This window comes from Amycolatopsis sp. NPDC058340 (assembly GCF_042723975.1).
Lineage (GTDB): Bacteria > Actinomycetota > Actinomycetes > Mycobacteriales > Pseudonocardiaceae > Amycolatopsis.
This window is the reverse complement of sequence record NZ_JBHXIB010000022.1, coordinates 72,942-97,148: the sequence shown is the minus strand read 5'-3', so window position 1 is coordinate 97,148 and position 24,207 is coordinate 72,942. Positions and strand designations below refer to the sequence as shown.

Below are 24,207 nucleotides of genomic sequence, written 5' to 3'. Positions count from 1 at the left end.
GCCGAGAACAATACCGGAGGGCCTTCCGGTGTCTTCAGGGGGTCAAGGAAGCTGCGCGGTGATCTCGTCGATCGCCGCCGTCTGGTTCTCGACGATCTCCTGTGCCAGCGCTTTCGTCTCGGCGTGCTCGCCGGAGGAGAGCACCGTCTTGGCCATCGCGACGCCGTTGCGCAGATGCTCGGCCATCAGCGGGAGCCACACCTTGTCGAATTCGGCGCCGGTCAGGTTCTGCAGCGACGCGACCTGCCCTTCGGTGATCATCCCGGGCATCGCGTGCCCGGCGTGGCCAGCCGCGGGGAGCACGGCCGCGTTCCACGACTGGAGCCAGGCGGTCATCGTCTTGACCTCGGCCGACTCGGCCTTGACGATCTTGGCCGCGGTGGACTTCACGTATTCGGAGGCCGACCGTTCCGAGGCCAGGTTCGCGACCTGGATCGACTGCTGGTGGTGCGGCACCATCTGCTGGGAGAAGGTGATGTCGGCCTGGTTGGCGCCCGGGGTCGCCGGTGCCGCGCCCGTGGCCGTCGAGCAGCCCGCGAGCACCCAGGCGACCAGCGCGAACAGGGCCATCGGCAGTCGCCGTCGCATCGATACCTCCGTAGTCAGGGAAAACCGGCCCCTCCGCCCTGTGATACGGCTGTGACCTTCCGGCGGTTCAAAACCGGATTAGCCTTGGTGGACATGACGGATCCGAAGACCGTGGTGACCGGTTTCCTTCAGGCCCTCGAAGAGTTCGACATCGACCGCGCGCTGGGCTTCGTCGCGATCGACATCGTCTACCAGAACGTCCCGCTGCCCCCGGCTCGCGGCCTTTCGGCGGTGGAGAAGCAGTTGCGCACCATGGCCCGCTACGGAAGCGGGTTCGAGGCCCGCACCCACCACATCGCCGCCGACGGACCGATCGTGCTCACCGAGCGCACCGACGTCCTGCGGCGCGGTGCGTGGGAGGCCGAGTTCTGGGTGTGCGGCACGTTCGAAGTGCGCGACGCCCGGATCGTGCTGTGGCGCGACTACTTCGACTGGACGACGTTCCTCGTGGCGAGCGCGAAGGGCGCGGGCAAGGCGGCGGTCGCCGGGGTCAAAAAACTCGTGAGTGGCAAGGACGGTTAGAACCGTCCTTGCCACTCACGAGGCGGAAATGACAGACCGCCGGTGTACGGGCTCCGTCCTCCCCCGACGGGTCCCGTGCACCGGCGGTGCGCCCCCAGTTCCCCCTGCTCACCCTCCCCGGTGAGCGTCGAGAAGCCCTTCGCCAAGGTCTGCCTCGCGCAGGACGGCGTCGAGCCGTGCCCCGCCGAAATGGCCCACCGGGCGCCCGCCGCGTTTCCGGTCGCGCAGGTCGACGGCCAAGGCGATGCTCAGCAGCAGAACCAGTGCCGTACCGACGATGAGCCAGTTCATCGGACACCTCCTCCGGCGACGTGAGGGAGGATTTGTGTCCTCGCTCACGTCGCCAAGGTAGCTCCGGAAATGCCGGGTTGTACCCGGACTTGAGGTTCATTTAAGGCAGCGGAACACCAATGGGCTATTTCCGTGGGGCTCCCGCGACATAAATGTCACCGTCGGCCACGGAGACGTCACGGGCGCTGGACGCGCCGGTCGCCAGAATGCGGGCCGGGTCCCGGAAACCGGTGATCACTTCGACGCGCTGGACCGGTTTCGGCGTGGTGATCAAGGTTTCCGGTTTCCAGACCCGGCCGTTCTCGAGTAAGAACGTTTCGATGCCCGGCTGTCCGTCTCGCGTTCCGTAAACGCGCCACGTGCCGCCATTGAGCTGTTCGATCTCACGCAATCGAAGCCCCTTCGCGACTTCGCGCACTTCCCAGTTCCGGCCGTTCCACGCGCCCGCGAAATCGCGCGGCGAACCCGCGGCGTCGAACTGGAACCAGGTGACGAACGGTTTGCCGTCGCGCTGGGTGCCGACCTGCAGGATGTAGTCCGGCGACTTGAGCCCGCCGGGGAGTTCGAGCGGGGTCTCGACGACCTTGAGATACCGCTCCTGCTCGGCGTCGTCGACCTGCGTGCCGAGATCGCGGCCGGCCGCGGAGAAGAAGTGCAGGGTTCGGACGTCGAACGACAGGTGGTAGACGTTCCGGTGGTAGACGTCGTGTTTGTGCTGCGACGGCCCGCCGCCCGCGAGCGTGTAGACGAAGTGGATCCGCCCGGACGACGGCAGGTACCGCAGCTGCCCGACGTAGATCTCGTCCATGTGGTCCGCCCGGCCCAGCGAGCCGAACGCCCACCGCTTCCCGGTCAGCCGCACGGAGTTCTCCCACGTCTTCCCGTGATCGCGGGAGACGATGTACTTCATCGGGCGGAAGTCGGAGTTCGCCGTCGGATCCAGCTCATTGGTGGTCTCGCGGTAGAACATGAAGAGCGTGCCGTCGACGGTCTTCACCGGCATCGGGTAGCTCGCCGAATCACCCTCGGGGACCTCGGTGTCGGTCCAGGTGCCGTCGAGGGAATGGGCGAGTGGCGCGCGGCTGATCACGGTCCGCGTGTTGTGCATGCCGCGGAAGATCAGCAGATGACCGTCGCCCGCCAGCAGCATCGTCGGGTAGTTGTGCGGGTCGGACTCGCCGTCGGCGATCTTCTTCGGCGCCGTCCAAACGCCGGTGCGATGGTCGTACGCCTGGACGTAGGTGTCCGCGGCCTTGCCGGACCACGAGATGAAGGTCTTGCGCGCCACCGGGTCGAAGACCCCGCCCGCGTTCGGCCGCCGATCGGTGCGGGACGCGACCGTGCTCGCCGGGGTCATCACCTCGAACGTGGCCTTCTCCGGCGGTTCGGCGGCCGCCGGGGGAACCGGGATCACGAGACCGGCCGCGACGATCGCGCAAAGCAGTCTGCGCATGAAAAACGCCTCCTGGTGCGTAGCAGGCGGCGGACTTCGATCGTCTCACGCGAGGATCCGATCGGGCTAGTGGTGACGAATCGTTGTCTTGACGTCTTCCTCATTTCACTTGTTCGGGGGAGTATGCCTCGACCGATCTTGCGAAAAGGGGACTCAGCGTGACCACATCCCGACGTGCTGCCCGGAGACGGGCCCTGACCGTGGCCGTCGCCTCGGGCCTGGTCGTGAGCGGCATGACCGCTCCGGCCGCGCTCGCCGCACCCAGCGCCGACGCCGTGATCGCCGAGGTCTACGGCGGTGGCGGCAACTCCGGCGCCACGCTGACCAACGACTTCGTCGAACTCGCGAACCGTGGCGCGGCCGCCGTGAGCCTCGACGGCTTCAGCGTCCAGTACGCGCCCGCGTCGGGGAGCAGCTGGCAGGTCACGCCGCTGGCCGGCAGCGTCGCGCCTGGTGCGCGGTACCTCATCGCGCAGGCGAAGGGCTCTGGCGGCACGGTCGCGCTGCCGACGCCGGACGCCACCGGCTCGCTGGCCCTGTCCGCGACCGCCGGCACCATTGCGCTCGTCCAGGGCACCACGGCGCTGACCTGCAAGACGGCCGCCGACTGCGCGGCGGACAGCCGGATCAAGGATCTGGTGGGCTTCGGCTCCACCGCCGTCATCCGTGAGGGAACCGCGGCACCCGCGCCGTCCAACACCGCGTCCGTCGCCAGGGGTGCGACGCTCGCGGACACCGACGACAACGCCGCCGACTTCACCTCCGGCGCGCCCACGCCGACCAACGCCAAGGGTGAGACGCCGGGCGAGACCGGCCCGCCGCCGGTCGACGCCAAGATCCACGACATCCAAGGCACCACGCGGATCTCGCCGCTCAAGGACCGGAAGGTCGCCGGGGTCACCGGCGTCGTCACCGCGATCCGGAGCTTCGGCTCGGCGCGCGGGTTCTGGATCACCGACACCGCACCCGACGCGGACCCGCGTACCAGCGAGGGTCTGTTCGTCTTCACGGGCTCGACCACGCCCGCCGTGGCCGTCGGCGACGCGGTGACCGCCGCGGGCACTGTCCGCGAGTTCTACCCGGACGCGCCCGCGACCTCGCCGTACCAGTCGCTCACCGAGCTGACTAGTGCACAGTGGACGGTCCAGTCGAACGGAAACGCCTTGCCCGCCCCGACGGTCGTCACGCCGGACACGGTGCCGGACACCGTCGCCCCCGCGCCGGGCGGCAGCATCGAGCCGTTGCCGCTGGAGCCCGCGAAGTACTCGCTGGACTTCTGGGAGACGCACGAGAGCGAGATCGTCAGCGTCTCCGACGCGCGCGTCGTCGGCCCGACGTCGTCGTTCAACGAGCTTTACGTGACCACCAAACCGAAGCAGAACCCGAGCGTCCGCGGCGGCGCGGTGTACCTCGACTACGACCGGCTCAACACCGGCGTGCTCAAGGTCGCCTCGCTGATCCCGTTCGCCCAGCAGCCGTTCCCGAAGGTCAACACCGGCGACGTGCTCACCGGCGAGACCTCCGGCCCGGTCGAGTACAGCAACTTCGGCGGCTACACGCTGTTCGCGACGAAGCTTGGCGCCGCCAAGGACAACGGATTGCAGCGCGAGAGCACCCGCGCCCAGCGCGGTGGTGAGCTTTCCGTGGCGACGTACAACGTCGAGAACCTGTCCGCTTTGGACAGTGCGGAGAAGTTCGGCGAGCTGGCGAAGGCCGTCGTCACCAACCTGGCGAAGCCGGACATCCTGAACCTGGAAGAGATCCAGGACAACAACGGGCCGACGAACGACGGCACCGTCGCCGCTGATCAGACGCTGCGGAAGTTCGTCGACGCGATCGTCGCCGCCGGTGGCCCGCGTTACGAGTGGCGCCAGATCGACCCGGAGAACGGCAAGGACGGCGGCCAGCCCGGCGGCAACATCCGCGTCGGCTTCCTGTTCAACCCGGCCCGGGTGTCCTTTGTGGACCGGTCGGGCGGCGACGCGACCACTCCGGTCGGTGTGGTCAAGGAGCATGGCAAGACCCACCTGACCATGTCGCCCGGCCGGGTCGAGCCCGGGAACGAGGCGTGGGAAGCCAGCCGCAAACCGCTGGCGGGCGAGTTCGTCTTCAAGGGCCGCACCGTGTTCGTCATCGCGAACCACTTCAACTCCAAGGGCGGCGACCAGCCGACCCACGGCCGCAACCAGCCGCCGGTCCGGAGTTCCGAGGTGCAGCGGGTCAAGCAGGCGACCGTGCTCCGCGGCTTCGTCGACAAGCTGCTCGCGTCGGACAAGAACGCGAACATCGTGGTCGCCGGTGACATCAACGACTACCCGTTCTCGCCCGCCGTTCAGACGCTGACCGCCGGTGGCGCGCTGAAGGACCTCATCGCGTCGCTGCCCGAGAACGAGCGGTACAGCTACGTTTTCGAGGGTCAGTCGCAGGTGCTCGACCACATCCTGGCGTCCCGGGCACCGCGCGGGCTCGACTACGACGTCGTGCACCTGAACGCTGAGTTCGCGAAGCAGGCGAGCGACCACGACCCGCAGGTGCTGCGGTTCCGGCCGAGCGCGGGCAACCCGGTCCAGGACGCGTTCTGGGACCTGGCGGACCACCTGGAGAAGATCTTCGGCAAGCTGTAGCGAGTTCCGCCTCTGATCACGCGAGTTACGGCTCTGATCACGCGAGTCGTCCGTTCGATCACGTGTGTCGTCCGTCCAGTCACGAGTGCCCTCCATCGAGTGCGCGTGATCGACGCCGGGACTCGCGTGATTGGAGGGCGCACTCGCGTGACTGGAGGCGTAACTCGCGTGACTGGAGCCGTAACTCGCGTGATCAGGAGCGTTTCGCCCGCCAGCCCAGGGAAAGGACGGCCTGCACGAGTTCCTGGTAGCTCGGCTTGACCTCTTCCAGGTACTTCTCCAGGTACCCGGCCCGCGCGGTCGGCACCGGGCGCGGGTCTTCGTCCTCCGGCAGCCACGAGAGGCCTTCGACGTTGTGCTGCGCCATCTTCCACCAGCGTGTGCAGCGGTCGACGGCGCGCTGCTCACGTTCGGCGGCGTCCGCGACGGCCTGGTGCGCCTCGGCGAGCCGGGCCTCCAGTTCGTCCGCGCGGCCGATCTCCCAGTTCCGGAGGTTCTCCGCCGAAGCGCGCGCGAGGCCGACGATCTCCTTGTACCGCATGGCCGCGGTGATGCCGTCATCCATCGAGAAGCCCTTCCGGACGCTGGAACGGGATGATCACCTCAGGGGCGCCGTGGGTGGTGCGGTCGAAGAACAGCGCCCGCCCCGGCCGCGGTGACCAGTGCACGACCTGCCCGGCGGCGAACGGCGACAGCTCGTTGCCCTGGACGTCCAACGCCGCCCAGGATCCGATGTCGTCGGTGCCGGCGAAACCGAGCGTGTCCTTCAGCCGGGCGATGCTGCGCCACCAGCCGATGGTGTGGACACCGTGTGTCGGGCCCTGCTTCAGCAAGACCCGCAGCTGATCCAGACCGCTCTTGAGCTGTCCGGGCGCCTTCGCCTCCAGTGCGGGGATCGACGCGTCGACGCCGTACAGCAGCAGCACCCGCGCTTTGTCCAAAGAGGACAGATTCTCCGCGATATCGATTACCCGGGCGGGCAGATCGTCGACCAGGGTCGCCTCGTGGCCTTCCGAACGCAGTCGGTCGGCCAGCTCGGCCACTGCGGGCACGGACGCCTCGATGGGGCACGAGAGCACGAACTCCACCGAGCCGTGCGGATGCTGGCGGGCCAGTGAACGCGCGGCGGAGTCCATGATGGACAGTGCTTCGGCCGTGGCCGCGCCGAGGACGGCGACGTTCCGCCCCGGTGCCTTCGGCAGCTCGACCCCGCAGGCCGCCTCGTCGACGTCGATGGACTGGCCGAGCAGCGCCCGCGGTTTGTCCGTCGGCTTCAAGTCGGTGAACGCCGGGAACTGTTCCAGCACCGGGGAATGCGCCCCGTCGAACAGCCTCGGCCGCTTGAACGACTCCGAGTACCGCTCCCAGAGCCGGTGCTGCAGCTTGTTGAAGACGTCCTTGCTGCTCGCGTCCGGGACGTGGGCGAGCTGGTTCCCGTGTGCCACCCCGGAATCGTGGTTGATCACCGCGTGCCACTTCGGCGCCGACACGGCCGCGTTGTTGGTCTCGGACAGCACCCGCCGCGCCTTCGGCATCGCGATCCGCAGCGTGCACTGCTCGAACACCGCCGGTTTGCCCCAGAAGGCCTCGATCCCGGCGACGTCCTGGCTCGCCAGCACCAGGTGGATGCCCTGAGACCTCCCTCGCCGCGCGATGTCCTCCAGCAGCTGGGTCGCGGTCGCCGTCACGCCGTCGCGGCCGGCGAACAGGTACTGGAATTCGTCGATCACCGCGACGATCCGCGGCCAGTGCCCGCCGGGGTCCTGCTCGCGCAGGTCGGCGAGGTTGGTGACCTCGTGCAGTTTCGCGGCGGCCGACCGGCGGCGCAGCTCGTCGGCGAGGTAGCGCAGCAGCGCCAGGCCGAACTCGCGGTCGGTGTTGACGTTGACCCCGATGAGCTTGGCGTGCGGCAGCCAGCTGGCGTCCCGCCGCCCCGGCGCGAGCCCGGCGAACGACACGCCTTCCTTGAAGTCCAGCAGGTACAGCGCGAGCTCGTCCGGCGAATACCGCGCCGCGAGGCTGCCGAGCAGCGAATACAGGAAGTTCGTCTTCCCGGAACCGCTCGGCCCGCCGATGAGCACATGCGGGCTGGCGTCGCCGATGACGACCTCCACCGCCTCGCCCTCGAAGAAGCCGACAGGCGCCCGCAGCTCCCGCGCCGAGCTCTCCTTGCCGAGCTCGGTGGGCAGGAGGTCGGCGAACGCGCGCGGCCCGCCCTGTTTGGCGATGAGCGCCTCGGCGATCCGCCCGGCGGCGCGGATGACCTGCCCGGACGGCATCGGCGGATCGAGGTCGACGATCAGGTCGGGGCCGGTCATGCTGCTCATCGCGCGCCGCTCGTCGTGCAGGCTCAGCGATTCGACCGACGTCGACAGCATGGTCGGCACGTCGATCAGGATCAGGCAGATCCCGGCCGCGAGCGCCCCGGTGGCGACCCGTTTCAGTTCGCGGGCGCGTTCCGGTTCGAGGGTTTCGCCGTTGCCGTAGAGCACCGCGACGCGGAACGGTTCGACACGCTGGCCGCTCGCCCGCCGGATCTGCCGCAGCGACGTGTGCCCCGCCTGCATCCCGGTCGCGTGGATGCGGCGGATGTGCCCGGCCAGTTCGTCGAGGAGGTCTTCGAGCCGCCCCGGGTCGTACAGCGTGAGCGCGCTGGTGCGGCTCAGCGGGTACAGGTCGGGGAGGATCGCGGTCAGCTGCCCGACATCCCACAGATGGACGCGCACCGCGCCGGGTTCGAACGTGCTCAGGATCCGCATCAGCAGGTTCTGCACGATGCCGTCCACCGCGGCCCTGGTCTTCGGCGCCGACGTGATCGACAGATGCGACTCGTCGAGCAGGGGGACCGCGACGTCGAAGGTGCGCGGCACGTCCTTGCCCGGCACGGTCGCCGAGCCGACGCGCCACAGCCCGGGCGCGGTGATGCCGGGATTGCCGCCGACGCGGCCGAGCCAATTGCCCGGCTGCTGGCTCGCGGGCCCGGGCGCGTTGTTCGCGACGAGTTCGCGCAACGCGTTCGGGCCCGCTTCCCAGTCGGCGTAGAACTGGCCGCGCACGCTGCCCAGCAGGCCGAACACCTCGTTCGCGGCGGGATGCCGCGACCATTCGGCGTACTGCTCCGAGGTGGAGTTGTTCATCCCCACCCGGACGATGTGCTGTTCCAGCTGCAGTTTGGCCAGTTCCGCCTCGGCGGCCTGGCGGGCGCCGGCGGCGGCGCCGAGGACGAGCCCGATCTGGTGCCGGACCCGTTCGAGCGCCGTGGCGACGCGATTGCGCTGTTCACTCGCTTTGCTGCCCATACCGGCTGGCCAATCTCAGAGACGGGATTGGTAACCGCTGACCAGGTCGTCAGCGGCGGAAAGGCGCGTCAGGAGGTTTTCCATTCCCTCGTCGGCCTGCTCCAGCTGCGGCGGCACCCATGGCACGGCTTGGGCCTGGGGTTCCACGATGGCGCGTCTGGACTCCTCGAGCAGGCTCCTAGCCCGCTCGGCATGGGCGCGTCCGTCGGCGAGGCCGGTTTGGACGGCCGTCAGCAGCTGGTGCAGTTCCTCGAGGTACATGTCAGAGACGGGTCGAGTACGACTCGGCCGACGAGATGCCCGCCTGGATGGTGCTCTGCATACCGGTGATGCCTTGCAGCGCTTCGGCGAGAAGCCCGTGCGCCTGGCTCACCTCGTGCTGTGTGCTGCCCTGGGTGGCCTGGGAAAGCGAAAGCTGGGCTTCTTCGAGAGACTGCGCTGCCTGCTGAAGTGCGGCGATGCTCGCGGATGCCTTCTCGTTCGCGAGCGCGATACCAGCGCGGATCTCTTCGACTCCGGCCATTTTGGCGGACTCCTTGGGACGTCGGGGGCTGGAACGACCACTATTAAACTTAGCGTGATCAACTGACTCTGTTAAGTGAAGGTCCTGCTAAGTAATCAACAAGGCCCCGGACGTCGGAACGTCCGGGGCCTTGCTGACGGCGGAGGATACAGGATTCGAACCTGCGAGGGCGTGAACCCAACACGCTTTCCAAGCGTGCGCCTTAGGCCGCTCGGCCAATCCTCCGTGGGGAACGATACCGGATGCCGTTTCGCCCCCGCGAAGGCGGGTCTGACCTGCGTTTGCCGCTTCGTGGACTCATGCGGCCGAAGGGGCGAGAACGTCGGCCACGACGCAGGTGATGTTGTCCGGTCCGCCGCCCTCGTTGGCCAGGTCGATCAGCCTCGGGACGGTCTCGGCGGGATCTTGGAAGGCGCCCAGGACGTCCTTGATAACGGTTTCGACAACCGTTGCCGTTAACCCGTCCGAGCACAGCAGGAGACGGTCGCCGGGGGCGGCGTCGAAGGTCCAGATGTCCGCTTCGCCGCTGCCGGTGCTCAGGAGTGCCTTCATCAACAGCGAGCCGCGAGGGTGCCCCTCGACCTCTGACGGGTCGATGCGTCCGTCGTCCGCGAGGGCCTGCGCGAGCGTGTGGTCGCGGGTGAAGCGCTGAAGCGTGCCGCCGCGCAGCAGGTAGCCCTTCGAGTCGCCGATGTGGGCGGCCGTGAAGTGGGAGCCGTCGAATAGCAGCATGGTCAGCGTGGTGCCCATGCCGCGCGTCTCGGGCTCCTGCTCGGCCGTCGCGGCGAGCCGGTCGTCGATGGCGCGAAGGCCGCCGGTGAGCACCTCGACCAGGTCGACGTCCGCGAGGTCGAAGCCGCGGAGGTCCGTGTCGAGCCGGGACAGGACGCCGACCGCCTCGGCGCTGGCCACTTCGCCGTGCGGCTGCCCGCCGATGCCGTCGGCGACGGCCAGCATCCTGGTGCTGGCGTAGACCGAGTCCTGGTTGACCTGGCGGCGCCGCCCGACGTCCGAGCCGGCGGCGTACCGAAGGGTGTACCTCATGGCTCCCAGTAAAGCAGCTGTGTACTGAGTTCACAAACAAAGGGCTGGAATGGTCAGCTGTCGGTTACGATGCGGCGATGGAGGAGCAAGCCACCGTCACCGCCGCGGACATCGCGCGCATCGCCGGCGTCGGCCGCGCCGCCGTCAGCAACTGGCGTCGACGTTACGGCGATTTTCCGCCGCCCGTCGGCGGGACGGCGTCGAGCCCCCTCTTCTCCCTGCTCGCCGTCGAGAGCTGGCTGCGTGAGCGGGGGAAACCGGTCGAGATCTCGCTCGGGGACCGGGTGTGGCAGCGGCTGCGGAACCTCGGCGACGATCTGGCGCTCGGCGACCGGGTCGGCCGGGTGGGGTCGTACCTGTCGCGGCGAGGTGCGTGGACCTTCTCGTCCCGCTACGACGACGCCGAACTGCTCGGCCTGCTGGACCGCTTCGCCGAGGAGCGAGGAGCACGCGAGGCCTACGAGTTCCTGTGCGAACGCTACGTCGAGGCGCACTCGCGCCAGCTGTCCGTCACGCCGGAACCGGTGGCGGCGCTGATGTCCCGGCTCATCGGTCCGGATCCCGGGGTCGTGCTCGATCCCGCGTGCGGGCTCGGGACCCTGCTGCTGGCCTCCGGCGGCACCCGGCTGCTCGGCCAGGTCGACGATCCGGCGACCTCGTGCATCGCCGCGCATCGGCTCCTGCTCGCGGGGGCGGACATGGAGATGTACGGCGCGGACGCCCTGTCGATGGACTCCTACGAAGGCGTTCTCGCGGACGCCGTCGTCTGCGATCCGCCGTTCAACGAACGGGAATGGGGCTACGACGAACTCATCGGTGACCCGCGCTGGGAGTACGGCCAGCCGCCGCGCGGCGAACCGGAGCTGGCGTGGGTGCAGCATTGCCTCGCGCACGTGAAACCCGGCGGGCCCGTCGTGATCCGCATGCCGCCCGCCGCGGCGGGCCGTCGCACGGGGCGGAGGATTCGCGGGAACCTGTTGCGTGCCGGGGCTTTGCGTGCCGTGGTCACGGTCGGCGGCGCCGATCTCTGGTTGCTGCGACGGCCGGAACCGGGGGAACGGCCCCCGTCCCGGCTTCTTCTGGCGACCGATCCGTCCACTGTGGAGGAATACCTGCGCGGTGCCGACGTGCCGGGCACGGTCCGGATCATCGAGCTGCTCGACGAGGAGATCGACCTGTCCCCGGCTCGTCATCAGGCACGCGATGTGCACGCGGGTGAGGCTTTCCTCGACGTGCGAAGGCATTTCGAGGGGATTCGGCCGGAGCTGCCGTCGCTGGTGGCTTCCGACGAGAAGCTGTCGTACGTCACGATCGGGGAGCTGCTGAAGTCCGGCGTGCTCACCGTGCCGGAATCGGTGGAAGAAGGCGATGTCGTCGCGTCGCCGATCGTGCCCGCGTATGTCCACAGTGGAGAGACCATCGCGACGGAACCGACGATGTCGAAGTACCGCACCGATCCCGAACGGCTCGACGCCGCGTTCCTCGCCGGCTGCCTGCGCGCGGCGGGACGGCTCGCGCCGACGTCTTCGACCAGGATCGACCTCAAACGCACCCGGATCCCGCGCCTGCCGATCGAGACGCAACGTGCGCACGGGGCGGCGTTCACCCGGCTCGCCGCCTTCGAGGACGCCCTCCGTGAGGCGGCGGAATCGGGCCTGGAGCTGGTGAGGCTAGGCTTGGTGGGACTGACTGAGGGCCAGCTCAAGCCGGAGAACTAGTTGTTGATCGCGGACCGTTACGAACTCGACGAGCTCCCGCTCGGCCGGGGTGGGATGGGCGCGGTGTACGCGGGCCACGACCGGCATCTCGGCCGCCGCGTGGCGGTGAAGTTCCTCGGGCTCCCCGGCGGCCCGGACGCCGAACTCGAACAGCGGTTCATCCGCGAGGCGCGGATCCTCGCCACCCTGGAACACGCGGGCGCGCCGACGTTGTACGACTTCGGCACCTACGACGAGCGGTTGTACCAGGTCATGCAGTTCATCGAGGGCGTGACCGTCGCCGACCTCGCCGCCGAACACGGGCCACTGCCGGTGCCGTGGGCGGCCGCGATCGCCGCGCAGGCCTGCGCCGTGCTGTCCGCCGCGCACGCGCTTTCCATCTGTCACCGCGATCTCAAGCCCACCAACCTGATGCTGTGCCCCGACGGCAGCGTGAAGGTGCTCGACTTCGGGCTCGCGATGCTGCGCGAGACCGACGTCGCCCAGTTCACCCGCGCCGGGCAGATCCTCGGCACTCCCGCGTACATGGCGCCCGAACAGATCCAGCGCGGGATCGCCGGGCCGCGCAGCGATCTGTACGCGCTGGGCTGCGTGCTGCACGAAATGCTGACCGGCAGGCAGCTGTTCACCGGCCCGACGGCGTACGCCGTGTTCGAGAAGCAGGTCAAGGAGAGCCCGGCCGAAGTGGACGGTGTCCCGGGTGGACTGAACATGCTGCTCGCCGACCTGCTGGAGAAGGACCCGGAACGGCGGCCTCGCGACGCCGACGAACTGTTCGGGCGGCTGGCCGTGTTCGCGCGGGACCTGCCGCCGCTGCCCGGATATCTCGACGAAGGCGCCAATCCGGGCCGGATGTACGCGAGGGTCGTCGGCCGCGTGCCGTGAGCTTTCAGCCCCCTGAGACGCGATCGTGACCTCCCGATCAACAACCCCGGACGGGTGAGCTCCGTCTTTACCCATGTCAGACGGACTACGGGCAAACGGGGGGTACGGGTCGTGAAGAAGTTCCTGATGGGGGTGACCGCACTGGCCACCGCGCTGGTGCTGACCGCGTGTTCCGGAAACGCCGGGGGCAGCGCACCCGGTGGCGGTGCCGTCGCGCAGGGCGACCCGTCGGGCGGGCCCACGACCACGTCGGCGCCGTCTTCGGCACCGTCGACCTCCTCTGCGACGCCCACCCCGAGCAGTTCCACGCCGAAGCCGACGTCCTCCAAGCCGAAGCCGACGTCATCGAAGCCCAAGCCGACGCCGAAACCGGCGCCCAAACCGGCCGCGAACGCCGCCGACGTGCCTTGCAAGGCCGCGCTGGCCTCGCCGGGCGTGAGCGCCTGCGTGGACCTCTCCGCGCTGAAGACGTGGCTGCTGCAGGACGGCAAGGTCATCTACGGCCCGGTCAAGCAGCTGCCCGGCAAGAAGGGGTACCCCACGCCGACCGGTGTCTTCCACGTTTCGGCCAAGGTCAAGAACTACCACTCGAAGCAGTTCGACGCGCCGATGCCGAACTCCGTGTTCTTCCTGCCGGGGATCGCCTTCCACACGGGCAGCCTCTCGGTGTACTCGCACGGCTGCATCCACCTGTCGGCGGCGGCTTCCCAGAAGTACTTCACGACCCTGCAGAAGGGCGATGTGGTGCAGGTCGTGGCCTGATCGCTCCACCGCGTGACGATCGATTGCGGTTCGGTTGCTTTGAGATAAATGAAAGCCCCCGGCGGCAATGACTTCCCGGTTCCCGGCGACGTGCCAGGACACGCCGGAAATGGGGAAGTGCCGATGATCTGGAGCCGGGTACTCGCCGCGCTGTCTGTTTCGCTCCTGCTACTCCCGGGATGGGTGGGCGCTCCGGAAGCGACCGGAGCGCCCACTCTGCCGTCCGGCTTCGTCCTGCGTGACCAGCCGAGCGGTCAGGCCGCGTTCGACCTGACCGATTTCGCCTATCTGCCCGACGGTTCCGTGCTCAGCATCGGCAAGAGCGGCAAAGTCGCCTGGGTGCCGGTCACCGGTCCGGCCAGGACGATCGCGACCCTTCCCGTCCACGACGACGGCGACCTCGGGCTCGTCGGTCTCGCCGTCGCGCCGGACTACGCCACGTCACGCCGGATCTACCTCACGTGGTCGTTCGACACGGGCGGCGGCGCGTTCACCATGCGGGTGGCGCGCTGGACGGTGACCGGCACGGACGTCCCGACCGGTCTCGGGAACGAACGGGTGCTCGTCGACCTTCCCGGGTTCCACAACGTGCACGGCATCACCGGGCTCGTCACGGCGCCCGACGGCACGTTGTGGATCTCCATCGGCGACGCCGCGGACTTCACCAGGATGGACCCGGGCGCGTTGCGCTCGCTCGACCTCGATCAGCTCTACGGCAAGATCCTGCACGTCACCCCGGACGGTGCCGGCGTCCCCGGCAATCCGTACTACTCCGCCGCGGCGCCGGACGCCAATCGCTCCAAGGTCTTTTCCAGCGGCTACCGCAGCCCGTTCCGGTTCTCCCTCGACCCGCGGCTCGGCCTGCCGGTCGTCGGCGACGTCGGCTGGAACACCTGGGAGGAGGTGGACGTCGTGCGGCCCGGGGCGAACCACGCCTGGCCCTGCTGGGAGGGAAACGCGCCAACGCCGGGATCGTCTACAGTGGATCGTCCTATCCGGACGAATACCGGGGCGCCTTCTTCTTCGGTGACTATGTCACGCAGAAGATCTGGACGATGACGTACGACAGCCAAGGCAGGCTCGTCCGGGCACCGGAGCGGCCGCCGGAGTTCGTCGGCGTCGGCGGGCCGGTCAAATTCGCGGCCGCGGCCAACGGCGACATCGTGTACGCCGACATCCACACCGGCAACCTGCGGCGGCTCAGCTATCCGGGGACGAACGCGGAACCGGTCGCGGTGGCGACGTCGAGCACCGAGCCGTCGACGAGGACGGTGACCTTCGACGGTGGCGATTCCTACGACTTCGACGGCGATCCGCTGACCTATCACTGGGATTTCGGCGATGGCACAAGCCAGACCGGCGTCCGCGTGACCCACACCTACGGCACCGGGCTCACGAGGGCGACAGCGCGGCTCACCGTCACGGACCGTCTCGGTGCCTCCGGCGGAACGGACGTCGTCGTGGTGCCCGGAAACCATTCGCCGGAACCGGTGATGACGGATCCCGGCTCCCGGACGTTCGCGGTCGGGGAACCGGTCACCGTCGAGGTGACGGCGACGGACGCGGAGGACGGCGTGCTGCCGGTCTCGTGGACCACGCTGATCCGGCACTGCCCGGAGGAGGCGACCTGCCACGCGCACCCCGGTTCGCCGGGCAGCGGACCGGCGTTCACCGTGCCCTTCACCGATCACCAGGACTCCCGCGTCGAGATCACCGCGTCGGTGACCGACAGTGCCGGGGTGACGGCGAGCAGGACGTACGTCGCCATGCCGCGTGAGCACCGGCTGACGTTGACCGGCAACGTCGCCGCGGCGTTGAGCATCCCGGCCGAAGGCGGGGTCAGCACGGCGATGGTGACCGAAGGCGCGACGTTCGAGGTCGTGGCGGAGGAGATCGCCGCGGACGGCGTCTCGACGTTCTCCAACTGGTCCGACGGGCGGACTTCGCGCACGGTGACCGTCACCGCCCCGGCGAACGACCTGACCCTGGTCGCGAACTACCTCACCCCGATCGACAAGCGCTACCAGGCGGAACCCGCGCTGCGGCAACGGCTCGGCGCACCCGTCGGGCCCGAGGTCGCCGACGGGACCGTGCGCTACCGGCCGTACGCGAACGGCAGGCTCTACTGGAGCGCCGAGACCGGCGTGAAGCAGATCGAGGGCGAGATCCTCAAGAAGTACCTCGCCATGGGCGGTCACCGGAAGTTCGGCCCGCCCGCGACCGACGAGACCGGCACCCCGGACGGCGTCGGCCGCTACAACCACTTCCCGAACTGGCCAGGCACGATGCAGTCTTCGATCTACTGGACGCCGTCGACCGGCGCGCATCCGGTGTACGGGCGGATCCGGGTCAAATGGGCGGCGCTGGGCTGGGAGACGGGCCCGCTCGGCTACCCCACGACCGACGAGCTCCCGACCCCCGACGGGGTCGGCCGGTACAACCACTTCAGCAAGAAGGCGTCGATCTACTACACGGTGCCGACCGACGCGCACGCGATCTGGGGCCGCATCCGGGTCCGGTGGGAGGCGCTCGGCTGGGAGACCGGCCCGCTCGGTTACCCCACGACCGACGAATCCGCCACGCCGGACGGCGTCGGCCGCTACAACCACTTCACCAAGGCGGGCTCGATCTACTGGACGATGGCGACCGATTCGCACGCGATCTACGGCGCGATCCGGCAGCGGTGGGCCGCGCTCGGCTGGGAGCGGTCGTACCTGCGCTACCCGGCGACGGACGAGTTCGGCATCCCCATCGGACGGCAGAGCAGCTTCCAGAGCGGCTACATCACCTGGAACCGGAGCACGGGGCAGGTGATCGACCGACGGTGGTGATCACAGTTCGATAAAGGCACTCGAAAGTGTGAAATGTCCACCTGGGCCCCTTCGATGAGACGTTCGACTGGGGAAAGGGGCCCTGCATGCCTTCGAGATTCCGCGCGCTCTGTCACGCCCTCGTGACGTTGCTGATAGTGACCTTGCTGGTGCCGTTGACGTCCACCTCGGCGTCCGCGGCGCCGGTGCTGCCGCCCGGCTTCGTCCTGCGTGACCAGCAGAGCGGACAGGCTCCATACGACCTGACCGACTTCGCCTACCTGCCCGACGGCTCGATGCTGACCACCGGTAAGCAGGGCAACGTCGCCTGGGTGTCCACCACCGGGCAGACCCAGAGCATCGCCACGCTGCCGGTGCGCAGCAGTGGTGACCTCGGCCTGGTCGGCATCGCGATCGCGCCCGACTACGCCACCTCCCGCGCGATCTACACGGCCCGCGCGGTCGACGTCGCCGGAGGTGGGATCGCCCTGCGCGCCTCGCGGTGGACGGTCACCGGCACCGCCCAGCCGACCGGGCTGACCGGTGAGAAGGTGCTCATCGAGGGCGCCGCCAACACCGACATCCACGGCATCACCGGCGTCGTGGCCGCCCCCGACGGCACGGTGTGGGTCTCGACCGGCGACAGCTCCCGGTTCCAGGGCGCGGCCGACCCGTTCGCGCTCAACGTGTACGACCTCGACAAGATCTTCGGCAAGATCTTCCACATCACCGCGGACGGTGCGGGCGTTCCCGACAACCCGTACTACTCCGCGGCGAACCCGAACTCCCTGCGCTCCAAGGTGTTCGCGAGCGGCTTCCGCAGCCCGTTCCGGTTCAGCCTCGACGCCAGCACCGGCCTCCCGGTGGTCGGCGACGTCGGCTGGGGCACCTGGGAAGAGATCAACTTCGTCCAGAAGGGCGCGAACCTCGGCTGGCCCTGCTTCGAGGGCAACCAGCCCGCGGACGGTTTCTCCGCTATGCCGCAGTGCGCATCGGCCGTGAACACCCCGCCGATGCTGGCGATCCGCCACGGGCAGGGCATCGACAACGGCAACAGCGTCACCGCCGGCATTGTCTACAATGGAGAGTCGTACCCGGAGGAATACCGGGGCGCGTACTTCTTCGGCGACTACGCCACCCAGAAGCTCTGGACGGCCAAGTACGACACGCAGGGCCGCGTCGTCCGCCCGCAGGAGACGCCGCCGAAGTTCACCGGTATCGGCGGTCCGGTCAAGTTCCTGGCCGCGGCCAACGGCGACATCGTCTACGCCGACATCTACAGCGGTCTGCTGCGACGGCTCAGCTACACCACCGGGAACAAGGCGCCGGTCGCGGTCGCCACTTCCGAAACGAACCCCGAAACCCGCACGGTCACCTTCGACGGCAGCGGTTCCTACGACTTCGACGGCGACCAGCTGACCTACGAGTGGGACTTCGGTGACGGCACCACCGGCGCCGGCGCGAAGGTCAGCCACACCTACGCGGCGGGCACCGAGAAGTTCACCGCAAAACTGACGGTGAAGGACGGCCTCCAGGCGTCCGGGAGCACGGACATCGCCGTGGCGCCCGGGAACCATTCGCCGAAGCTGACCATGACCGACCCCGGTGAGCACCTGTTCGCCGTCGGCGAGGAGGTCAAGGTCGGCGCGACCGTGACCGACACCGAGGACGGCGCTCTCCCGGTCACCTGGACCACCCTGGTCCGGCACTGCCCCGAGAACGCGGTCTGCCACGCGCATCCGGACCAGAGCGGCACCGGAGCCGAGTTCGCCATGCCGTTCACCGATCACACGGACTCCAACCTGGAGTTCACCGCGACGGCGACCGACAGCGCCGGCGTGAAGGTCTCGAAGACCTACATCGCGAAGCCTCGCGAGCACCGGCTCACCCTGACCAGCAACGTCGCCGCGGCGCTCGGCATCACGCCGGAAGGCGGGGCCTCGTCGGCGATGGTGGTCGAAGGCGCGACGGTGGAGATCCAGGCGGCCGAGGTCGCTTCGGACGGCGCTTCGACCTTCACCGGCTGGTCGAACGGATCCACCGGGCGGCTGACCAACATCACCATGGGCACGACCGACCAGACCATCACGGCGAACTACATCACCCCGATCGACAAGCGCTACCGCGACGAACCCGCGCTGGCGCAACGACTCGGCGCGCCGACCGCGCCCGAGGCCGTCGACGGCACGGTCCGCTTCCGCACCTACGAGCGCGGGCGGCTGTACTGGTCGAAGGACACGGGCGTGAAGCAGATCGAGGGCGAGATCCTCAAGAAGTACCTCGCCCTGGGCGGTCACGTGAAGTTCGGTCCGCCCGCGACCGACGAACAGTCCACTCCGGACGGTGTGGGCCGGTACAACCACTTCCCGGTCTGGCCCGGCGTCCTGCAGACGTCGATCTACTACACCGTGAACACCGGGGCGCACCCGATCTACGGCAAGATCCGGCAGAAGTGGGCTTCGCTCGACTGGGAGCGCGGACCGCTGGGCTACCCGAGCACCGACGAGGCGGGCACCCCGGACGGGCTCGGCCGGTACAACCACTTCAGCAAGGACGCGTCGATCTACTACACCGTCCAGACGGACGCGAGGGCGATCTACGGCCGGATCCGGGTCCGGTGGGCGGCGCTCGGCTGGGAATCCGGTCCGATGGGGTACCCGACCATGGACGAGGCGGCCACTCCGGACGGTGTCGGCCGGTACACCCACTTCACCAAGGGTGGTTCCATCTACTGGTCGATGGCGACCGACTCGCACGGCGTGTGGGGCGAGATCCGCAAACGCTGGGCCGCGCTCGGCTGGGAGCGCTCGTACCTGCGCTACCCGACAACCGACGAGATGGCCGTCACCGGCGGACGGCAGAACAACTTCCAGGGCGGCTATGTGTTCTGGAACGCCTCCAACGGAACCGTGACCGACGGCCGCTGGTAAGCGGTAAACGCGCGTGAAGGCCCCCTTCCCTCGGTTCAGCCGAGGGAAGGGGGCCTTCACGCGCTTCGGGCATTAGCGGCCGGAGCTCCGACGTGAGTGGCCGCGCTGTCCGTGATGGCCTCCTTCCCTACCTTCAAAGTAGGGAAGGAGGCCATCACGGCGTTCGGGGTATCAGCGCAGCAGGTCGGCAGGGGTGGTGCCGGTCGAGGTGAGCGGCAGGCCCAGCGCGACGCGTTCGGTGAGCCAGGCGCTCGGCCGGTAGCGCTGGTCGCCGGTGCTCGCGACGAGCCCGCGCAGGACCCGCAGCACGAGCTTCGCGCCCGCCTCGTCACCCCAGGTCAGCGGCCCGCGCGGGTAGCCGAGGCCGAGCCGGACGGCGGTGTCGATGTCCTCCGGCGTCGCGAGCCGTTGCCCGGCGATGAAACAGGCGGTGTTGACGATCGACGCCAGCAGCCGCTGCGCGATCGGCGCGGGACCGTCGCGGACCACGGTCACCGGCAGGCCGGTCGCGGCGAGCGCGCCCCAGGCGGTGCGGCCGGCGGCCGGGTCGAGCGCGGGGTGGACCGAAAGCGTCAGGCGTTTCCCGTATCCACCGAGAGGATCGACGCCGACGACCCGTTCCGCCGGGAGGCCCGCCGCGAGCGCGGTGTCCACAGTGGACGCGCCGATCGGGCTGACGATCAGGACCGTGTCCGGGTAGGCGTCGTGCACGACCTGGATACCCGCCGCCGAGAGCAGCGTGCCGAGGCGTTCGTCGTCGACCCACACCGGGGTGTTCGGGGCTTCCGGCGCGGCCGGTTCCGGCTCGACCTGTTGCTGCCTGTCGACATAGCTGTAGAAGCCTTCGCCGTTCTTGCGGCCGAAGAGCCCGGCGGCGACTCGAGGGCGCGTCAGCCACGACGGCCGCAACCGCGGTTCGCCGTGGAAGCCGCTCCAGATGCTTTCGAGCACCGCGTGCGAAACGTCGAGACCGGTGAGGTCGAGCAGTTCGAACGGGCCGAGTTTCAGACCGAGGACGTCGCGGGCGATGCGGTCCACTTCGGACGGTTCCGCGATCCCTTCGGCAAGGATCTGCAGTGCCTCGGTGCCGAGCCCGCGCCCGGCGTGGTTGACCAGGAAACCCGGTGCGTCACGGGCGAGTACGGGTTCGTGTCCCCAGCCGCGGACGAGTTCGGTCACGGCGGGCGGCAGCCATGCGGCGGTCCGCGCGCCGGGCACGACCTCGACCAGCCGCATCAGCGGGACCGGGTTGAAGAAGTGGAGGCCGAGCAACCGGCCGGGATCGGTCAGCGCGGCACCGATCTCGGTGACCGAAAGCGAGCTGGTGTTGGTGGCGAACACGGTGTCCGGGCCGCAGACGCGTTCCAGCTCGGCGAACAGCGCGCGTTTGATCTCCAGATCCTCGCGGACCGCTTCGACGACGAGGTCGACGCCGTCGGCGGGAGCCAGCGGACCCTCGGCGGCGATCAGCCTGCCTTTCGCGGACTCGGCCGCTTCCTCGGTGATCTTGCCCTTCGCGGCGAGCTTGCCCAGCATCGCGCCGACATGGTCGATGGCCTCGCCGACCGCCTCGGGCCGGGCGTCGGCGAGCTCGACCTCGAGCCCCGCCGTCACGGCGAGCTGGACGATGCCCCGGCCCATCACCCCGGTTCCGATCACCCGGATCCTGCCGACCTGCTCCGCCCACTTCTCCACCGCGAGCCGCCTTTCCCTCGATGTCGTCCTGTCGTGACGCTAGCCGCCACGCCGCAATCTCGCCCGGACGGGTGATCCGCGCCCGGCTCGGCGTAAGGCCACCGAGCCGGCGAGGTCTCCTCCGCGAAAACCGAGTGTTCCGCGCACCACCCCCGAAGGGAAAGCTCCCATGGCCACCGTCCCCGCCGCCGCAGCCGTCCGGACCACGCCGTTGCTCCTCGTCGCCGTTCTCTTCGGCGCGGTCGCCGCGTTCCTGGCGAGCCAGGCGTTGTGGTCGCTCACCGCCCTGGCCGTCGTGGTCGCCGCCGCCGTCCTCGCGGGCGGGGTGTGGCTGTCCGGTCGGAAGCCCGAGCCCGAACTCTAAGATCGCCGTGTGACGGCGAAACGCTTGACGCGGGAGGAAAGCCGCGAGCAGACCAGGCAGCGCCTGCTCGCGGCGGCCGCCGAGCTGTTCTCCGAACGCGGGGTCAACGGCACGTCCGTCGAGCAGATCGCCGAGCGTGCCGGCTTCACTCGCGGTGCCTTCTACGGCAATTTCGACGGCAAGCACGAGCTGGTCGTCGAACTGCTGCGCCGTCGCACCCAGCGGGAGGCCGAGGAGGTTGCCGCGCTGCGTGACGGCGTCGGCTCCTTCGCCGAGATGATGGACCGCCTGCGTGCCTGGAACGCCGAGCGCGCCGAACACCTCGCCGGCTGGCTGACGCTGCGCACCGAGCTGGCGCTTTACGCACTGCGGAATCCCGACGCCCGCCCGCTCGTCGGCGAAGGCGAGAAGTCGACAAGGTCGCTGCTGGAGACCTCGATCCTGACCGAGCTCGCCGCGCGGGGCGCGGAACCGCCCGCCGACCCGGCCTTCCTCGCGTTGATCCTGCACGCGCTCGAGGACGGGCTCCTGTTGCAGCGCTTCCTCAGCCCGGAGGGAACCGGTGACGAGGACGTGGTGGACGCCGTCCAGCTGCTGATGCGCTCGTGGACCGCGCTCAGCCGGTCATCTTGATCCCGGTGAACTCGGCCATCTGACGGACCCCGTGCGCGAAGAAGGCGTCCGAGGGGTCGACGGAGCCGACGTACTGGCCGAACAGCTCGAAGTTGATCATCCCGAACAGCTGGGTCCAGGCCATGATCAGCCGGGAGGCGGTCTCGGGGCCCAGATTGACCTTGAGGATTTCGGTGAGCGCGTCGAGCTGGTGAAGCAGCTCGACCGGCATCTCGCCGACCTCGGTCTCGACCCGGAGATTCGCGTCGCGCAGGACCGCGACCAGCGCGAAGGCCACCCGGCCGGCGGGGGCGACGGTGTCCTGCGGGGCCTGGTAGCCGGGAATCGGCGATCCGTAGATCAGCGCGTACTCGTGCGGGTGCGCCTTCGCCCAGGCGCGGACCGCGTGCCAGATCGACTCCCATCGCTCCAGCGGGGCCTTCTTGGGGTCGTCGGCGGCCTCCGCGGCTTCTCCGACGGCGTTGTAGGCGTCGACGATCAGCGCGGTCAGCAGCTCTTCCCGGCTGGAGAAGTACCGGTAGAGCGCGGACGAGACCATCCCCAGCTCTCGCGCGACCGCGCGGAGTGAGAGGCCGAGCGCGCCGACTTCGGCGAGCTGGCGGCGGGCTTCGTCCTTGATCTCACGGGTGAGCTCGGCGCGGGCGCGTTCGCGCGCGGTCTGAGTGGCGGCCATGCTCTCACTCTAGAGCATCGCACCTAAACAAGAGCACTGCTCTTGACATGGCGCACTGCTCTGGTGTTCACTGCTCTTAACAGAGAGCACTGCTCTCGCAGACTTCGAGGAGACGAGATGACCACCACCAACACCCCAGTCGCCGCCGCTACCGCTACCGCCGGTGCCGCCGCCACTGATGCCGCAGCCGTCCCGGCGGCCGCCGCGATTCGCTACGTCAAGCCGGCGAAGGCGACCAACGCGTTCAACGAGTTCGTGCTCAAGCTGACGAAGCTCGGCGTCAGCGTCCTGGGCAGCCGGGTGCTCTCGGTCCGCGGTCGCAAGAGCGGCGAACTGCGCTCTGTCCCGGTGAACCTGCTGAAGCTGGGCGGGGAGCGCTATCTGGTCGCTCCGCGCGGTGTCACGCAGTGGGTGCGGAACCTGCGCGTCGCCGGCGAGGGGCAGCTCCGCGTCGGACGCCGCACCGAGACGTTCACCTACACCGAACTCGCCGACCACGAGAAGCCCGAGATCCTGCGCGCGTACCTCAAGCGCTGGAAGTTCGAAGTCGGTGTGTTCTTCGACGGTGTCGACGCGAAGGCGTCCGACGAGAAGCTCCTGGAGATCGCGCCCGGCTACCCGATCTTCAAGATCGCCTAATGTCCTGTGTTCCGCCTCTGATCACGTATGTCCCGCCTCTGATCACGCGTGTTCCGGCGACCTTCGGAAGCCTCCGCGGCTAGCCGGCCTTGTCGTCACTAGACGTCTGTCGCGTCCGGCGGGCGGTGGCCGCCACCAGCACCACCCCGACCAGGAACGCGACGAGTCCGATCAGGAACCACAGTTTCTGCCCGGTCATGAAGCTGCCGGTCAGCACGCCGGCGCCCTGTAACACCCAGACGCCGCCGACCAGCAGGAAGACCAGCCCGATCGTGAGCGTGACCCAGCGTTTCATCCACAACTCCCCGCCTCGACGTGTCCTGCCGGAATTCTGGCACCGGTGGGACCGGCGGGCGAACCGATCAAGCGGTGCTCCGGCCCGATGCTCGGCGGACTACGAACGACCCCGGCGGGCCGACCGCCTGGCGCCGCCGATCTCACGTGACCGGGGACCGATCTTTCGTGACTGGGGAGCGATGTCTCGTGATTGGGGAGCGATCTCTTGTGATTGGGGAGCGATGTCTCGTGATTGGGGAGCGATCTCTTGTGATTGGGGAGCGATCTCTTGTGATTGGGGAGCGATGTCTCGTGATTGGGGAGCGATGTCTCGTGATTGGGGGCCGATCTCTCGAGTGCGCTGTCTGATCACGTGAGTGCGCTGTCTGATCACGCGAGATCGCGGCCGCCCCACCCCTCCGACGTGGTGCTTAGCCCTGAGCCACCAGGTTTACTTTGTGTATTCTCTGTTGTGAGA

Annotated in this window: 20 protein-coding genes, 1 tRNA gene and 1 pseudogene; 10 read left to right on the top strand and 12 right to left on the bottom strand. The window is 68.8% G+C overall.

Features of this window, described 5'->3' with window-relative positions; genetic code table 11:
* Nucleotides 1-42: 42 nt before the first annotated feature.
* Nucleotides 43-588, bottom strand: a complete 546-nt coding sequence (locus ACFWIW_RS24015; RefSeq protein WP_378370477.1) for a DUF305 domain-containing protein — start codon at nt 586-588, stop codon at nt 43-45.
* Between the two features lie 93 nt (nt 589-681).
* On the opposite strand from ACFWIW_RS24015, the gene ACFWIW_RS24010 reads away from it, so the two are divergent.
* Nucleotides 682-1,110: a limonene-1,2-epoxide hydrolase family protein gene (locus ACFWIW_RS24010; protein WP_378370476.1), complete on the top strand. Its 429-nt coding sequence runs from the start codon at nt 682-684 to the stop codon at nt 1,108-1,110.
* 108 nt (nt 1,111-1,218) lie between these two features.
* Here the strand turns inward: ACFWIW_RS24010 and ACFWIW_RS24005 are convergent, their stop codons facing one another.
* Nucleotides 1,219-1,401, bottom strand: coding sequence for a hypothetical protein (locus tag ACFWIW_RS24005; protein ID WP_378370475.1), 183 nt, complete (start codon nt 1,399-1,401; stop codon nt 1,219-1,221).
* 124 nt (nt 1,402-1,525) lie between these two features.
* Entirely contained in the window at nt 1,526-2,854 is a 1,329-nt protein-coding gene (locus tag ACFWIW_RS24000; protein ID WP_378370474.1) for a BNR-4 repeat-containing protein, read from the bottom strand.
* 233 nt (nt 2,855-3,087) lie between these two features.
* On the opposite strand from ACFWIW_RS24000, the gene ACFWIW_RS23995 reads away from it, so the two are divergent.
* The gene (locus ACFWIW_RS23995; protein WP_378370501.1) at nt 3,088-5,478 is read left to right on the top strand and encodes a lamin tail domain-containing protein; all 2,391 of its coding nucleotides are present in this window, start codon (nt 3,088-3,090) and stop codon (nt 5,476-5,478) included.
* Between the two features lie 193 nt (nt 5,479-5,671).
* Here ACFWIW_RS23995 and ACFWIW_RS23990 read toward each other — a convergent pair whose 3' ends face one another.
* The 6 genes from ACFWIW_RS23990 to ACFWIW_RS23965 form a co-directional block, all read right to left on the bottom strand.
* Nucleotides 5,672-6,043, bottom strand: coding sequence for a hypothetical protein (locus ACFWIW_RS23990; protein ID WP_016337969.1), 372 nt, complete (start codon nt 6,041-6,043; stop codon nt 5,672-5,674).
* A complete protein-coding gene (locus ACFWIW_RS23985) occupies nt 6,036-8,777 on the bottom strand; it encodes an FtsK/SpoIIIE domain-containing protein (protein ID WP_378370473.1) in 2,742 nt (913 codons plus the stop codon). The genes ACFWIW_RS23990 and ACFWIW_RS23985 overlap by 8 nt, the downstream gene beginning before the upstream one ends.
* Before the next feature lie 15 nt (nt 8,778-8,792).
* Complete coding sequence (locus tag ACFWIW_RS23980) at nt 8,793-9,038, bottom strand: hypothetical protein (RefSeq protein ID WP_378370472.1); 246 nt, start codon at nt 9,036-9,038, stop codon at nt 8,793-8,795.
* 1 nt (nt 9,039) lies between these two features.
* Nucleotides 9,040-9,300 carry a hypothetical protein gene (locus tag ACFWIW_RS23975; RefSeq protein ID WP_005167132.1) on the bottom strand — a complete coding sequence of 87 codons (261 nt, stop codon included), beginning with the start codon at nt 9,298-9,300 and terminating at the stop codon, nt 9,040-9,042.
* A gap of 140 nt (nt 9,301-9,440) precedes the next feature.
* A tRNA-Ser gene (locus ACFWIW_RS23970) sits at nt 9,441-9,525 on the bottom strand.
* 72 nt (nt 9,526-9,597) lie between these two features.
* Nucleotides 9,598-10,344: a PP2C family protein-serine/threonine phosphatase gene (locus ACFWIW_RS23965; protein ID WP_378370471.1), complete on the bottom strand. Its 747-nt coding sequence runs from the start codon at nt 10,342-10,344 to the stop codon at nt 9,598-9,600.
* 77 nt (nt 10,345-10,421) lie between these two features.
* Between ACFWIW_RS23965 and ACFWIW_RS23960 the strand changes: the two genes are divergently transcribed.
* The 5 genes and pseudogenes from ACFWIW_RS23960 to ACFWIW_RS23940 all read left to right on the top strand — a co-directional run bounded on the left by ACFWIW_RS23960 (nt 10,422) and on the right by ACFWIW_RS23940 (nt 19,449).
* Nucleotides 10,422-12,062 carry an N-6 DNA methylase gene (locus ACFWIW_RS23960; RefSeq protein ID WP_378370470.1) on the top strand — a complete coding sequence of 547 codons (1,641 nt, stop codon included), beginning with the start codon at nt 10,422-10,424 and terminating at the stop codon, nt 12,060-12,062.
* On the top strand, nt 12,063-12,947 hold the full coding sequence (locus ACFWIW_RS23955; RefSeq protein ID WP_378370469.1) for a serine/threonine-protein kinase: 885 nt from the start codon (nt 12,063-12,065) through the stop codon (nt 12,945-12,947). It begins immediately after the preceding gene.
* Nucleotides 12,948-13,058: 111 nt separating this feature from the next.
* Nucleotides 13,059-13,709, top strand: a complete 651-nt coding sequence (locus tag ACFWIW_RS23950; protein ID WP_378370468.1) for a L,D-transpeptidase — start codon at nt 13,059-13,061, stop codon at nt 13,707-13,709.
* Between the two features lie 123 nt (nt 13,710-13,832).
* Nucleotides 13,833-16,540 (top strand): annotated as a pseudogene (locus ACFWIW_RS23945) (PQQ-dependent sugar dehydrogenase).
* 86 nt (nt 16,541-16,626) lie between these two features.
* Nucleotides 16,627-19,449, top strand: coding sequence for a PQQ-dependent sugar dehydrogenase (locus tag ACFWIW_RS23940; RefSeq protein WP_378370467.1), 2,823 nt, complete (start codon nt 16,627-16,629; stop codon nt 19,447-19,449).
* A 171-nt stretch (nt 19,450-19,620) separates the two neighbouring features.
* Here the strand turns inward: ACFWIW_RS23940 and ACFWIW_RS23935 are convergent, their stop codons facing one another.
* Nucleotides 19,621-21,144 carry a 3-hydroxyacyl-CoA dehydrogenase gene (locus ACFWIW_RS23935; RefSeq protein WP_378370466.1) on the bottom strand — a complete coding sequence of 508 codons (1,524 nt, stop codon included), beginning with the start codon at nt 21,142-21,144 and terminating at the stop codon, nt 19,621-19,623.
* A gap of 169 nt (nt 21,145-21,313) precedes the next feature.
* Here ACFWIW_RS23935 and ACFWIW_RS23930 point away from each other — a divergent pair, with 169 nt between their 5' ends.
* Both ACFWIW_RS23930 and ACFWIW_RS23925 read left to right on the top strand, forming a co-directional pair.
* Nucleotides 21,314-21,508 (top strand): hypothetical protein, encoded by a 195-nt coding sequence (locus tag ACFWIW_RS23930; RefSeq protein ID WP_240596826.1) that lies wholly within the window; start codon nt 21,314-21,316, stop codon nt 21,506-21,508.
* A 9-nt stretch (nt 21,509-21,517) separates the two neighbouring features.
* On the top strand, nt 21,518-22,141 hold the full coding sequence (locus tag ACFWIW_RS23925) for a TetR/AcrR family transcriptional regulator (protein WP_378370465.1): 624 nt from the start codon (nt 21,518-21,520) through the stop codon (nt 22,139-22,141).
* On the opposite strand, the gene ACFWIW_RS23920 is transcribed toward ACFWIW_RS23925, so the two are convergent.
* Nucleotides 22,125-22,814, bottom strand: a complete 690-nt coding sequence (locus ACFWIW_RS23920; protein ID WP_378370464.1) for a TetR/AcrR family transcriptional regulator — start codon at nt 22,812-22,814, stop codon at nt 22,125-22,127. The two genes, ACFWIW_RS23925 and ACFWIW_RS23920, sit on opposite strands and share 17 nt — an antisense overlap.
* Nucleotides 22,815-22,931: 117 nt before the next feature.
* Here ACFWIW_RS23920 and ACFWIW_RS23915 point away from each other — a divergent pair, with 117 nt between their 5' ends.
* Nucleotides 22,932-23,453 carry a nitroreductase/quinone reductase family protein gene (locus ACFWIW_RS23915; RefSeq protein ID WP_378370463.1) on the top strand — a complete coding sequence of 174 codons (522 nt, stop codon included), beginning with the start codon at nt 22,932-22,934 and terminating at the stop codon, nt 23,451-23,453.
* 79 nt (nt 23,454-23,532) lie between these two features.
* On the opposite strand, the gene ACFWIW_RS23910 is transcribed toward ACFWIW_RS23915, so the two are convergent.
* Nucleotides 23,533-23,748, bottom strand: coding sequence for a hypothetical protein (locus ACFWIW_RS23910; RefSeq protein WP_378370462.1), 216 nt, complete (start codon nt 23,746-23,748; stop codon nt 23,533-23,535).
* Nucleotides 23,749-24,207 lie beyond the last annotated feature (459 nt).

Coding starts and splice junctions, on each gene's coding strand:
- ACFWIW_RS23910 (WP_378370462.1), bottom strand. CDS start 23,748: ATGAAACGCTGGGTCACGCTCACGATCGGGCTGGTCTTCCTGCTGGTC.
- ACFWIW_RS24015 (WP_378370477.1), bottom strand. CDS start 588: ATGCGACGGCGACTGCCGATGGCCCTGTTCGCGCTGGTCGCCTGGGTG.
- ACFWIW_RS24000 (WP_378370474.1), bottom strand. CDS start 2,854: ATGCGCAGACTGCTTTGCGCGATCGTCGCGGCCGGTCTCGTGATCCCG.
- ACFWIW_RS23995 (WP_378370501.1), top strand. CDS start 3,088: ATGACCGCTCCGGCCGCGCTCGCCGCACCCAGCGCCGACGCCGTGATC.
- ACFWIW_RS23920 (WP_378370464.1), bottom strand. CDS start 22,814: ATGGCCGCCACTCAGACCGCGCGCGAACGCGCCCGCGCCGAGCTCACC.
- ACFWIW_RS23985 (WP_378370473.1), bottom strand. CDS start 8,777: ATGGGCAGCAAAGCGAGTGAACAGCGCAATCGCGTCGCCACGGCGCTC.
- ACFWIW_RS23930 (WP_240596826.1), top strand. CDS start 21,314: ATGGCCACCGTCCCCGCCGCCGCAGCCGTCCGGACCACGCCGTTGCTC.
- ACFWIW_RS24010 (WP_378370476.1), top strand. CDS start 682: ATGACGGATCCGAAGACCGTGGTGACCGGTTTCCTTCAGGCCCTCGAA.
- ACFWIW_RS23980 (WP_378370472.1), bottom strand. CDS start 9,038: ATGTACCTCGAGGAACTGCACCAGCTGCTGACGGCCGTCCAAACCGGC.
- ACFWIW_RS23965 (WP_378370471.1), bottom strand. CDS start 10,344: ATGAGGTACACCCTTCGGTACGCCGCCGGCTCGGACGTCGGGCGGCGC.
- ACFWIW_RS23990 (WP_016337969.1), bottom strand. CDS start 6,043: ATGGATGACGGCATCACCGCGGCCATGCGGTACAAGGAGATCGTCGGC.
- ACFWIW_RS23940 (WP_378370467.1), top strand. CDS start 16,627: ATGCCTTCGAGATTCCGCGCGCTCTGTCACGCCCTCGTGACGTTGCTG.
- ACFWIW_RS23915 (WP_378370463.1), top strand. CDS start 22,932: ATGACCACCACCAACACCCCAGTCGCCGCCGCTACCGCTACCGCCGGT.
- ACFWIW_RS23975 (WP_005167132.1), bottom strand. CDS start 9,300: ATGGCCGGAGTCGAAGAGATCCGCGCTGGTATCGCGCTCGCGAACGAG.
- ACFWIW_RS24005 (WP_378370475.1), bottom strand. CDS start 1,401: ATGAACTGGCTCATCGTCGGTACGGCACTGGTTCTGCTGCTGAGCATC.
- ACFWIW_RS23960 (WP_378370470.1), top strand. CDS start 10,422: ATGGAGGAGCAAGCCACCGTCACCGCCGCGGACATCGCGCGCATCGCC.